The following is a 12,739-nucleotide window of genomic DNA, read 5'->3' as shown; positions in this document are numbered from 1 at the left end:
AACTGCGGACTTCGTGACTACGGGGAGTGGAGTGAGGTGCATCACCCCTGCTGAGAGATGATGTTGCTGCACGAGGTGACAGGAGTCACCTATACGTTCATTTCGTTCACACCGACTGTTCTTGCGCGAAAGGAATCCGTTGTCCTCCAAACGTCCGCTGAGCGTCGCCGGCCAGGTGTTGGTGTTGCAGCTCGTCGTCATCGGGGTCGTCGTCTTCGCCGGCGGCATCCTGACGGTGCTCAACGAACGGTCCAACAGCGACGACGCGACCCGACGCGAAGTCACGGCGATCGCGGTCAGCATCGCCAACGAACCGTCGACGCCCATTGCGATCGAATCCGACGACCCGACGTCACGTCTGCAGCCGGAAACGGAGAAGATCCGTCAGGTCACCGGGGTCGACTTCATCGTCGTGATGGCCCCGGATCGCACGCGGTTCACGCACACCACCGTCGACCTGATCGGTAAACCTTTCAGCGGCAACATCGATCGCGCGCTACAAGGTGAGACGTTCACCGAGACCTACGTCGGTTCTCTCGGGCCGTCGATCCGTTCGGTCACCCCGGTCACAGATACAGAAGGCGACATCGTCGGCCTCGTTTCCGCCGGCGTCACTCGCCAGAAGATCAGTGATCAGTTCTTCCAGGGCCTCCCGCTGATCATCGGGGTCGTGCTCGCTGCGTTCGTCGTCGCCGCAGCGGGATCGACGCTGCTCAGCCGCCGGCTCCGGCGTCAGACACTGGGAATGGCACCGGCGGAACTGCGCACGATGTACGAGCATCACGATGCCGTCCTGCACTCGATCGGTGAAGGCTTGTTGGTGTTCGGCCGCAGCGACGAGGCGGAGTTGGTCAACGACGAGGCCCGACGCCTGCTCGATCTGCCGGAGGGCCCGGTCTCGCTCGCGTCGTTGCCGGAGTCCATGCAGCAGATGGACACCGGCATCGTGCGCGGTGAGTTGCATCTGACGAAGGATCGGGTGCTCGTCGTCAATCAGGATCCGGTGATGTGGGAGGGCCGACGCCTGGGCAATGTGCTGACCATCCGCGATCAGACCGAATTGCGTTCGTTGATGGGTGAATTGGACTCGGTGCGCAGTTTTGCGGAGTCGCTGCGTTCGCAGGCGCACGAGTCGGCGAACAGGCTGCACACCGTCATCACCATGGTCGAGCTCGGCCGGCCGCAGGAGGCCGTCGAGTTCGCCACCGCCGATCTCGAACTCTCGCAGACGCTGATCGACCGCCTGATGAACTCCGTCGGCGAGCCTGCACTCGCGGCGCTGCTGCTGGGCAAGGTCAGTCAAGCTGCCGAGCAGGGTGTGGAGCTCACCATCACCGACGACACGGCGATGGAGGACGAGGGGGTGCTGACGGCCCGCGAATTGGTCACGCTGGTAGGCAATCTGATAGACAATGCCATCGATGCCTCGAAAGAATCCGATCAGCCGTGGGTCGAAGTGACCGTCCGTGACGCCGACGCCGAACTCGTCGTACGCGTTGCCGACAGTGGTCCCGGAATGCCGCCCGAGACGCTGAAAGCTGCTCTGCGGCGCGGCTACTCGACCAAGTCCGGTTCACGCGGTCTGGGGCTGGCGCTGGTGGCCCAGGTGATCAACCGCCATCGGGGCACTCTGACGTCGGAAGTGACGTACGGATCTGTCATGGTTGCCACCATCCCGGGCTCGACGTCGTGATCCGGGTACTGATCGTCGACGACGAACCCTTGATCGCCGAGGCCCACAAGACGTACGTCGAGCGCACCCCAGGCTTCGAGGTGGCCGGGGTGGTGCACACCGGCGCTTCGGCCATGCGCTTCGCCAGTACCGAGGCCGTCGATCTGGTGTTGCTCGACATCGGCCTGCCCGATGCGAGCGGCATCGACGTAGCGGCCGCACTCGGTGGTCTGCGGCCGAGTCCCGACGTCATCGCCATCACCTCCGAGCGGGATCTGTCGGTGGTGCGTTCGGCGGTGGCACACGGCATCGTGCTGTATCTGCTCAAACCGTTCACGTTCGCCGCGTTCCGCGACAAGCTCGAGCGCTACCGCGAATTCCATGCTGCGCTGCCGGCCGGAGAGAATGCGTCGAGCCAACGCGACATCGACCGCGCCATGGCACATCTACGAACAGCCGACGAACGCGTCTCGACACCCAAAGGCATTGCCCCACAGACCATGGACGGCATCACCGCCAGCGTCAGAGAAGCCGCTGACGGACTCAACGCATCCGAGGCCGCCAAGGTCGTCGGAGTCTCCCGCGTGACCGCGTGGCGGTACCTCGAGCGCCTCGCCGACGACGGCCTGGTCACCCGGCACACCGAATACGGCAGAGCCGGGCGACCGCAGGTCCGCTACGTGTGGCGCTGATATTCATATTTTAAGGTGCACCGATTCAACTTCGTGCAGCTTCCGATGGAGAACGAACGACAGCGCGTTGATCGATTAGGCTTGAATGGTCGATAGCCCGGCCACCGCCCTACTGCGACGTCCTATCCGCGAGGCGCGCTAACTCAGCGCCCGACTCGCCACAGACCCTTGAACGCAGGAAATTTCACTCCAACCACCTCTCCATGGCAAAATCTTTTCGCCGTATCTTTTGACGTTATTCAACGTCAGGCAACCGGGCCCAAGTTATTTCCCCTTCCGTGACCGACCTCCGCTCCAGGAGCAGAAAGTTGCTGACGCTTGAAAACCCCGAGCCCAACCATTTGCTTAAACTAAGAGACCGCATAACCTTCGAGTAAGCGTTCCGTAAAGAAACTATTGCTTAGCCCACTGCCACATCAACTAACTACCCACCGTCGCCCCTTCAGCATTAGGATCAAGTTCGCTCGGACGGTGGACAGGAAAGCCATTTATGCGGTAGCTTAAGCCCAACTAGCCTAGATCACAGGCATACAGTGCATCCATGCAAGCGAAGGTGTGAGATGACCAGCAACGATAAAGTGGCCGCATTGAGTGCACTATATGAGGCGGAGCGATCCGACCTGGCAACAATTTCAGGTAACGCGCTTCACTTGTCCAACCTATCGCTCGCTTACATGGCCGGAGCGGCCGCCGTCTGGGCTACCCGCGGTGATGATATCCCGTGGGAGATCGCACCGTGGCTACCAATTCCCGTTTGGGCATTCCTAGGATTTCATGTTTTGATAATTGCAAAAGTTTGGGTGCACAACATCTCCATTGAAGCACTCGAAATAGAGCTAATCGAAGAGGCTGATCTGCCCGGAGGAAACAGAAAAGCGGTCGGACGCAACGCCAGTCGAACAGTCGTCGATCTGCCGGACCTTTGGAACCGTGAACGCTGGCCATTCGCCGCAGCAACTTTACTCTCCTATGGGGGTGGAGCGGTAATTGCAATCTCTTTTGCGGTAATTAGCATTTCACAAGCCTGGCTCAACGGCGCATGGCCATACGCAGTGCTGTCAACTTCCATCAACCTAGTGTGCATGTTGACAATAACCATCGCGTGGATCTACGTTTTCAAGATCAAGAAGGCTCGAATTGTAACCTGGAATTATCACACTAGGTAGCAGGTCGAATAGACAAATCAGTACCGCTGCGTAGATACTTAGCTCTTCACCGAGCAATCTCGACTAGAATGCATGAACCACTGATAAGCAAAGATGCTTAGAACCGATTGCCGACCTCAGCCTCAAGACGAGCAGGGCTCGGCATCGTCATCGCGCGGTGTTAGAGCGAGTGTCGCGCGTCATGGTCACAAGAAGCTCTCAACAGGAACATTTTTTAACGTCTGTTCCACCTCCGAGTCAATCCATTTGACCAATTCGACAAGGTGGTCGCCGACGTCTGCACCTAAATTTACCGCCGAGGCAAGTGAGCCCTTGATCGATTCGAGATGCTGCCTGTCGATTCCTAGCACTCCCGTTTGGACATTCGACTCTAGCTGCGCCGGATCCGCTGTTTCGGTAATCAGCACTGTCGGCAAGTACCGTTCTATTCCAACGAACTTCTTGCCCAGCTCAGGGTTACATAATGAACTCGGGCAGACAATTGCCCTGGAGTACGGATGCGTCTGCAACGTCGAGTCGAGTCTGGCTACTTTCCCGCCGTCTTCCCAGTCTTTTAGAGCCAAAATGAATGCAGAATCAGGCCGCGCACTCAGCGCCTTCTGGTTCATCTGGAAATATTTCTGCAACGCATCACCCGATGATCCAATTTCAAAGTCCTCATCAGGCGAAATTAGACGCCACCTTGGACGCAAATTTGCCTTCCGAATTGCTGCGGATAGGTAAATTTTGTCAGACTTACCCTCTACCACCACCAAGGGGTCGTCCGTGTAAGTCACCAGAGGATGTCGATACGACGTAATTCGTGCTTTTGCCGAGTGCGCGATCGCGTCACGGCTAGTGGTCCGATCAGCCTTCGATCCCGTGGGCGATCCCGACACAATCAAAGTCTCCGAGGCAGATCTAATAAAGTCGTCGTCGTGAGTTGTGATCAGCGCCTGCCGCCGGTCCGATTCAGTGTAAATCCTCAAATCGTCGGCAAATCGCGTGCGCAAGCCTGCATGCAAAAAGGACTCCGGCTCCTCAAGCCCCCAAATACTTGCCTGCACCCATCCAAACCTCCTCTGGCGGGCGATCTTGTCCTGCAGCTGGAGAAAGTGCAGCAAGGTAAAGGCTTGGGCTCCCGAACCCTCCTGCGTGAGGTCGTGAATTATGTCTGCGCCCGCGATCGCGTTCATACCCAAATCGAACGCAAGATCGCCAAGGTCTTTAGGCACAGCCGCGCTAATCGTTAAACCATCGATGCCCTTTGACACAGACCGCGAAACTGGACCGAACATTTGGTTAGCTGCAGCTGTGAGATGGCCGAGAAAGTCTCCCGATTGTTTGTAATTATTTTTCCAACTCTTCATTATCTCCGGTCGCATGATTTCCAGAATTTCGGCGACTTTATCGGCTGGGCGAATATGATTCGACACATAGTGGTACTTTACCGAACGGACGATTGCCGTCACCGCCGCCACATCACCGTCCGAAAATGCTGGCTTCTGATTGTCGATATCTGGACCGAATGTGGTATTGCACTGCAGAGACCCACTTGGCGCAACCGACCATTCCTTGTAGATCGAAATGGATTCATTCAAGTCATTGGCCCTGAAAAATGCCTGGTTTCCCTTAAGACCGAAGCTCGAAGGATACTCGAGCTGAACGCCCACGCCGATCTTTTTCTTGGTCTTGCTTGGGAGATGAGCACTTAGGTCTTTCGTGAAATCCAAAGATTGTCCATCGATCGAATCATTGAAGAATAGGTCCAGCGCACGTAAGACGTTAGACTTTCCTGCCGAGTTCAAACCAATTATTGGTACAGTGTCGCCGCTTGTCTCGAACCATGACTTGCGAAAGGATCGAAAATTCTCGATGTAAATACTAGAAATAATCGTCCCCATACTCAAGATCTCCCTGATCTTTCGGCGTTAGCACGAATCGCTGTACGCGCAGACTAATCAAACAACGCAGGGGCTCTCGTGCCCGCCAAGAACGCTCCCCGATTTCCGCATGCCCCCTTGCAAACGCAACATTCTACTTCCAGAGTTTAACTTGAAACAGGCAGTTCGCGTGCAAATTCACCAATTCAAAGCCTCAGTTCCTCAATCTACGAGTTTCTATGCACGTGCGCCGGAGGTGCTCACGATCCACGCGTACTCGAAGGCCGCTTCTTTCCACTTCTCGTAGCGTCCGCTGACTCCGCCGTGGCCGGCGCTCATTTCCGTCTTGAGCAGCAGGTCCGAGTCACCCGTCTTCGTTGCTCGCAGTGCAGCAACCCATTTCGCGGGCTCGACGTACAGAACGCGGGTGTCGTTGATGGACGTGATCGCCAGGATCGACGGGTAGTCCTTGGCCTCGACGTTCTCGTAGGGGCTGTACGACTTCATGTAGTCGTACACCTCCTTGCTGGCCAACGGGTTTCCCCATTCGTCCCATTCGATGACCGTCAGCGGCAACGACGGATCCAGGATGGAGGTGAGCGGATCGACGAACGGAACGTTGGCGAGAATGCCGTTGAACAGCTCCGGCGCGAGGTTGGCCACCGCACCCATCAGCAATCCGCCCGCGCTGCCGCCGTCGGCGACGAGATGCTTCGGCGAGGTGCGGCCGGTGTCGATGAGATGCTCTGCGGCAGCGATGAAGTCGGTGAAGGTGTTCTTCTTCTTCAGCGTCTTGCCGTTGTCGTACCAGTGCCTGCCCATCTCGCCGCCGCCGCGTACGTGGGCGACGACGAAGACGATGCCGCGGTCGAGCAGCGAGAGCCGCGCCACCGAGAACGACGGGTCCATCGAGGCCTCGTACGATCCGTAGCCGTAGAGCAGCGTCGGTGCGGGGCCTTCGGGCACGTCCTTGCGTGCGATGACCGACAGCGGAATCTGCGTGCCGTCCGGCGCGGTGGCCCACTCGCGGTGCTGAACGTAGTCACCGGCGTCGAACTTGCCCAGAACCGGCTGCGATTTGCGGAGCAGCAGTTCACCACTGGCGATGTCGAGGTCGTAGACCTGGCCGGGGGTGATGAACGAGGTGTAGACCATCCGCAGCAGCGGCTGATCCCATTCCGGGTTGGAGCCGGCTCCGACGGAGTAGAGCTCCTCGTCGAATTCGAGCTCGCGGTACTCGCCGTATCCCTGATCGGTCAGCGGCCAGATCGCCATGCGGGTCAGGGCTTCTCGACGGTACGTGAAGATCAGGTGGCCGGCGAAGGCGTCGATGTCCTCGACGCGGACGTCGTCTCGATGCGGAACCAGAATGCGCTGATCGAGTGGGTCCGAGACCGGAGCTTCGGCGAGCAGGAAGTTCTCGGCCTTCTCCCCCTCGGTGCCCCAACCGTTGACCGAGCCGTTGTGGGTGATGAGGAATCGATCCTCACCGGCCACGACGGCATGTTCGATGCTGTATTCGACGCCGTCCGTGCGGGGCAGTACGACGCGGAACTCGCCCTCGGGATCGGCGGACTCCAGCACGAGGCATTCGGAGGTGATCTTCGAGCCGACCCAGATCATCAGGTACTTCTCGCTGCGGGTGGAACCGAAGCCCACCCAGTAGCTTTCGTCGGGTTCGTGGAAGACCTTGACGTCCCCGGACTTGCCGAGGGTGTGTCGCCAGACGGTGTCGGGACGCCAGGATTCGTCGACCGTCAGGTAGAACACGTGCGTGGCGTCGGCAGTCCAGGTGGCCCCGGGCGCGACGTTCTCGATGGTGTCGGCGAGCAGCTCGCCGGTCTCCAGGTTCTTGAAGCGCAGCGTGTAGCGCTCGTCGCCCTCGGTATCGGTCGAGTACGCCAGCAGCGTGCCGTCGAGGCTGATCGAGAACGCGCCGAGGGAGAAGAAGTCGTGACCCTCCGCTTCGACATTCGCGTCGAGCAGGACCTGCTCACCGGGAACGTCCACGTCGGACGACAGCGTGGGCGGTGTCCAGTCGTCGGGAGAGTCGACGGGGCAACGGCATTGGAGACCGTACGACTTCCCCTCGACAGTGCGTGAGTAGTACCACCACTGCCCCATACGCGTCGGCACGGACAGGTCGGTTTCCTGGGTCCGCGACTTGATCTCGTCGAAGATCTTGCCCCGCAACGATTCCAGGCCGGCGGTCTGCTGCTCGGTGTAGGCGTTCTCGGCTTCGAGGTAGGCGATCACCTCGGGATCTTCCTTGGCGCGCAACCATTCGTAGTTGTCGATGAAGGTGTCGCCGTGATGGGTGCGCTCGAGTGGCACCTTCTTGGCAATGGGTGGGGTGATCGTCATGGCGTGACCCAATCGTCGAAGTTCAGGCCCGAGATGCGCTCGTAGGCCTCGATGTAGCGGCTGCGGGTTGCGGCGACGATGTCGTCCGGCAACGGTGGCGGTGGAGTGTCGGAGTTGCGATCCCAACCGGACTCGCCGGTCAACCAGTCTCGAACGAACTGCTTGTCGAAACTGGGCTGAACGCGACCTTCCTCGTACGAATCGGCCGGCCAGTAGCGCGAGGAATCGGGCGTGAGTACCTCGTCGGCGAGGACGAGGTTGCCGTCGGCGTCGGTACCGAACTCGAACTTCGTGTCCGCAAGGATGATTCCGCGTTCCAGAGCGAAGTTGGCTGCCCGCGTGTAGATCTCGATGGTGTCTTCACGCAACTTGAACGCAAGTTCGGCACCGACCTGCTCGACGGCCTGGTCGAAGGTGATGTTCTCGTCGTGGTCGCCCAGTTCCGCTTTGGACGCGGGGGTGAAGATCGCCTCGCTGAGCTTGCTGGATTCCAGGAGCCCCGGCGGAAGTTCGACGCCGCACACCTTTCCCGTCGCGTTGTAATCCGCCAGCCCGGAACCGGTGAGGTACCCGCGCGCGACGCATTCGATCGGAACCATGTTCAGCTTCTTCACCACCAGGGCGCGGCCGACCAATTCGGCGGGGATGCGTTCGTCGAGCGGATCGCCCGCCAGATGATTGACGCCGCCGAGCTCCTCGAAGAAGAACACGCTCATCGCCGTCAACACGCGTCCCTTGTCCGGGATCGGGGTGTCGAGGATGTGGTCGTAGGCCGAGATTCGGTCGCTCGCGACGAGCAACAGATGCGCGTCGTCGATCGTGTACAGATCGCGGACCTTGCCGCCGGCCAGATGCTCGTAGCTACTCAGTGATGGTCGCACGGTGTTCAACACTATCTGGGCCGGTGGCGGCGGGGGTGTCGGCAGGCATCAGACTGGTAGCCGTGGCAACGAACAACACGACATCGGAAGTCGGATTCCGCTCCGAACGCGGGCCGATACTGATTGCGTTGATGCTCAGCACGTCGCTGGTAGCCCTGGACGCGACCATCATCGCCACGGCGGTGCTGTCCATCGTCGACGACCTGGGCGGCTTCACGCAGTTTCCGTGGCTGTTCTCCATCTATCTTCTGGCACAGGCAGTATCGGTGCCGCTGTACGGAAAACTGGCCGACCTGTTCGGCCGCAAGAAGATCATGCTGTTCGGCATCGCGGTGTTTCTGCTCGGCTCGATACTCTGCGGCCTGGCCTGGAGCATGCCCGCCCTGATCGCCTTCCGAGCAGTTCAGGGTCTCGGCGCGGGCGCCGTGCAGCCCATGGGCATCACCATCGCCGGCGATATCTACACGCTGGCCGAGCGCGCCAAGGTGCAGGGCTACCTGGCCAGCGTATGGGCCATGTCCTCGGTGCTCGGGCCCGCGCTCGGCGGAATTTTCTCCGAATATCTGTCGTGGCGCTGGATCTTCTTCGTCAACATTCCGTTGTGCGCGCTGGCCGCGGGAATGCTGTGGCGCAAGTTCGACGAGGGAGCCGTGGAACGCACCAAGCCCAAGATCGACTACCTCGGTGCCGTGCTGCTGACGGTGGGCGCAGCCCTGGTGCTACTGGGACTGCTCGAGGGCGGCCAGTCCTGGGCATGGAACTCCCCCGTCAGCATCGCCATCTTCGCCGCCGGAGTCTCCTTGCTCGCCGCTTTCGCAGTGGTTCAGACCAGAGTCGAGGAGCCGATCCTGCCGCTGTGGGTGTTCACCCGTCGAGTCCTGGTGGTCAGCAGTTTCATCTCGCTGCTCGTCGGTGCGTTGATCCTCGGCCTGACGTCCTACGTTCCGACGTTCGTGCAGGGCGTGCTCGGCACCGGCGCGATCGTCGCCGGCTTCGCGCTGTCGACCCTCACACTCGGCTGGCCCATCGCGGCATCACTCTCCGGGCGGGTGTACCTCCGGTTCGGTTTCCGCACCACGGCACTGATCGGTGCCTCCATCGCGGTCGTCGGAGCGGCATTCGCCACCGGCCTCGGTGCCGGTTCCCAGGTGTGGCAGGTGGGTGCGGTGTGCTTCGTGATCGGCCTCGGTATGGGCCTGATCGCCAGCCCCACCCTCATCGCCGCCCAGTCGAGCGTCGAATGGTCCGAGCGCGGCGTCGCCACCTCGACCAACATGTTCGCCCGCTCCATCGGCAGTGCAGTCGGGGTCGCAATCTTCGGTGCCATCGTCAACTCACGCATCTCCGACGACCCGAGCCCCGAACAACTGTCCGACGCCATCCATCCGGTCTTTCTGGGCGTCCTGGCGGCGGCAGCGGTGATGGCCGTCGCGGCACTGTTCATGCCCAAACGTGCGAAGGAACCGACGCGATAACCCTCAACTCACCTGACGCGGAAACCAGTGCACCGGAGACGTCACGGAAACCTCGACGGCGGTACCGGGAGCGAATCGGTCGGCGGTTCGGGCGATGGCCCGAAGCCGCAGCCCGGTGTCGTAGTGCCGCAGAGTGACCGAGGATTCGGGGCCGGTGAAGAACTCGTGTTCGACGACGAATGCGCCGTCCTTGCGTTCCGAGACCACCAATTGCTCGGGCCTGAGCAACGCCTGCCCGTTTCCCGTTCCTCGGGTGGTGGACTCGAGACGGCCGAGGACGGTGTCGACGTGGCCACCCCTTGCTACGGCGTCGACGAAGTAGGCGTCGCCCACGAACCGCGCGACGGCGGGTGTAGCGGGCCGCTCGTACACCTCCCGCGGTGTGTCGATCTGGGCGCAGCGACCACCCAGCAGCACGGCCACCCGATCGGCTGTTCCGAGTGCCTCGGCCCGGTCGTGGGTGACGAGGATCGACGCGGTCTTGCTGGACTGCAACAACTCTCGTACGTCCTGTCGAATGGAGGTACGCAGCCCAGCGTCGAGCGCGGCGAACGGCTCGTCCATCAACACCACCGACGGAGCCGGTGCCAGCGCACGCGCCAATGCGATGCGCTGCTGCTGACCGCCCGAGAGTTCGCTGGGCTTCACCCCACCGGAATCGGGTAGTCCGACGAGCTCGAGCATCTCGTCGACGCGTCGTGCGCGCTCGTCGCGACCGGACAGGTAGGGTCGCAGAAAGCCTGCACGCAAACCGAATTCGATGTTCCTTCGTACCGTCAGGTGTGGAAACAGTCCACCTTCCTGTGGCATCAGGCCTATGCCCCGCTTCTCCGGTGGCACCTGAATCTGCCCCGCCACCGAGATGTCCCGTCCGTCGGAGGTGATCCGGCCCGCGTCGATGGGGTGCAGTCCCGCGATCGATCGCAACAGGGTCGTCTTGCCGCAGCCGGAAGGGCCGAGGACGGCAAGCATTTCGCCGTCGCCGAGGTCGAGATCGATACCGTGCAGCACCTCCGTACTGCCGTACGAGGCGACGAGACCGGAAATCACCATGCTCATGGCAGTGCTACTCGCTTCCGCGTCGTGCGTCCCAACGCTCGTGTCAGAACGATCGTCGGGACCACCGAGATCAGGATCAGGGCAAGGGCGTAGGGAGCCGCTTCGCCGTATCGGAACGCCTCGGTGGTGGACCACAGCGTGGTCGCGAGCGTGTCGACTCCCCGAGGGCGCAGCATCAACGTCGCAGGCAGTTCCTTGGCGACGGTCAGAAAGACCAGAGCGGCCCCGGCGGCGATGCCGGGCAAGGCGATCGGAATCGTCACGCGAAGATCGGTACGCAGTCGGCCCGCGCCGAGGGTTCGTGAAACATCTTCGAGGACAACGGGAGTGGCGTCGACGACTGCTCTTGTGCTGCCGACGGCCAACGGCAGGAACAGCACCACGTACGCCAGTACCAGCAGAACCGCCGTCTGGTAGAACGACGGCAGGAACCGGATTCCGAGAAAGACCGTGGCGAGTCCGACGGTGATTCCCGGTAGTCCGTGCGCGATGTAGGTGGACAACTCGGCACCGCGAGCGGCCCTCGAGGTGGATCGGGCCGCGAACAGCGCGACCGGCAACGCGAGCACGGCCACCACCACCGCGGCGGTCGCGGAGTACTGAACGGTCTTGGCCGTCACGGCCAGCACGTCCACCCAGTCGACGGTGAAGCGCAGCGATCGACTCAGCCACCGCGCCAGGGCCAGAATCGGTACCAGCACCGAAACACCGAGGGCAGCAACGACAACGGCCAGAGCGGGCACGCGCCACCGGCCCAGGACGACAGGCTCGGCCATCCGGTCGGTTCCCGATCCCACCCTCGCCGTGGCACCGCGTCGGGCACGCCGTTCGAGGAGGGTGAGCACCAACGCGCCCACCACGAGCACCAGCCCGAGAACAGCGGCCGCGGTGCGATCGAGTCCCCCGCGGTAGGCACTGTAGATGCCGAGCGTGAAGGCGTCGTATCGCATCAGAGCCACCGCCCCGAAGTCACTGATGGTGTACAGCGCAACCAGCAGTGCGCCCGCTGCCGCGGCCGGAACGACGCGACGGCACTCGACGGTCAGCGCCGTGCGCACTGCGCCTCGACCGAGGGTTCGCGAGACCTCGGCCAACGAGGGGTCCGCGGTGGCGAACGCCGCGGACACCGGCAGCATCACCAGCGGGAAGCAGGACAACGTGAGCACGAGAGCTGCACCGGAAAAGCCTGCCAACGAGGGGAATTCGGCGATCCACAGGTACCCCGAGACGTAGGACGGGATGGCGAGTGGAGCTGCGAGGACCATGGCGAAGAAGCGTCGCCCCGGTAGATCGGTACGGACGGTCAGCCACGCCAGCAGCGTCCCGACCACGACCGACGCGAGGAGCACGGTGATCGTCAGTGTTGCCGTACGGATGGCGAGGTCGAGTGTGCGCTGCCGCAGGAGCAGTCGCAGCACCTTCTCGGTTCCGCCGTCGAACGCTCGAACGAACAGGTACACCAGGGGTGTCAGCGTCAGCGCTCCCACGCACAACGCGGTCGTCCCGAGAACGGGACGACCGCCGAAGTGGCGCCGCCGAAGCGGCTGAAGTGCAGACGCGAGCACCCG

At 61.5% G+C, this 12,739-nt stretch carries 9 protein-coding genes; 4 read left to right on the top strand and 5 right to left on the bottom strand.

The genetic code is table 11. From position 1 onward, the window contains the following. The first annotated feature begins 139 nt into the window (after positions 1 to 139). From QM615_RS18200 to QM615_RS18190, 3 genes are all read left to right on the top strand, one after another. Positions 140 to 1,693, top strand: a complete 1,554-nt coding sequence (locus tag QM615_RS18200) for a sensor histidine kinase (RefSeq protein ID WP_262498242.1) — start codon at positions 140 to 142, stop codon at positions 1,691 to 1,693. Then, the gene (locus QM615_RS18195; protein WP_068049855.1) at positions 1,690 to 2,364 is read left to right on the top strand and encodes a response regulator; all 675 of its coding nucleotides are present in this window, start codon (positions 1,690 to 1,692) and stop codon (positions 2,362 to 2,364) included. The genes QM615_RS18200 and QM615_RS18195 overlap by 4 nt, the downstream gene beginning before the upstream one ends. Before the next feature lie 560 nt (positions 2,365 to 2,924). Beyond that, positions 2,925 to 3,530, top strand: coding sequence for a hypothetical protein (locus QM615_RS18190; protein ID WP_149404990.1), 606 nt, complete (start codon positions 2,925 to 2,927; stop codon positions 3,528 to 3,530). A 185-nt stretch (positions 3,531 to 3,715) separates the two neighbouring features. Here QM615_RS18190 and QM615_RS18185 read toward each other — a convergent pair whose 3' ends face one another. From QM615_RS18185 to QM615_RS18175, 3 genes are all read right to left on the bottom strand, one after another. Next, the gene (locus QM615_RS18185; RefSeq protein WP_149404989.1) at positions 3,716 to 5,413 is read right to left on the bottom strand and encodes an ATP-dependent nuclease; all 1,698 of its coding nucleotides are present in this window, start codon (positions 5,411 to 5,413) and stop codon (positions 3,716 to 3,718) included. Between the two features lie 216 nt (positions 5,414 to 5,629). Next, positions 5,630 to 7,756 (bottom strand): S9 family peptidase, encoded by a 2,127-nt coding sequence (locus QM615_RS18180; RefSeq protein WP_283347712.1) that lies wholly within the window; start codon positions 7,754 to 7,756, stop codon positions 5,630 to 5,632. After that, positions 7,753 to 8,637, bottom strand: a complete 885-nt coding sequence (locus QM615_RS18175; protein WP_149404987.1) for a phosphoribosylaminoimidazolesuccinocarboxamide synthase — start codon at positions 8,635 to 8,637, stop codon at positions 7,753 to 7,755. Before QM615_RS18175 ends, QM615_RS18180 begins: the two co-directional genes overlap by 4 nt. Positions 8,638 to 8,699: 62 nt before the next feature. On the opposite strand from QM615_RS18175, the gene QM615_RS18170 reads away from it, so the two are divergent. Beyond that, positions 8,700 to 10,112, top strand: coding sequence for an MDR family MFS transporter (locus QM615_RS18170; RefSeq protein WP_149404986.1), 1,413 nt, complete (start codon positions 8,700 to 8,702; stop codon positions 10,110 to 10,112). 3 nt (positions 10,113 to 10,115) lie between these two features. Here QM615_RS18170 and QM615_RS18165 read toward each other — a convergent pair whose 3' ends face one another. Further along, on the bottom strand, positions 10,116 to 11,171 hold the full coding sequence (locus QM615_RS18165) for an ABC transporter ATP-binding protein (protein WP_269596600.1): 1,056 nt from the start codon (positions 11,169 to 11,171) through the stop codon (positions 10,116 to 10,118). Further along, on the bottom strand, positions 11,168 to 12,736 hold the full coding sequence (locus QM615_RS18160; protein WP_269596599.1) for an ABC transporter permease: 1,569 nt from the start codon (positions 12,734 to 12,736) through the stop codon (positions 11,168 to 11,170). The genes QM615_RS18165 and QM615_RS18160 overlap by 4 nt, the downstream gene beginning before the upstream one ends. Positions 12,737 to 12,739: the final 3 nt, after the last annotated feature.

The organism is Rhodococcus sp. IEGM 1341 (assembly GCF_030056895.1).
Taxonomy (GTDB): Bacteria; Actinomycetota; Actinomycetes; order Mycobacteriales; family Mycobacteriaceae; genus Rhodococcoides.
The sequence above is the reverse complement of the archived record's forward strand: the minus strand, read 5'-3'. Positions and strand labels throughout refer to the sequence as shown.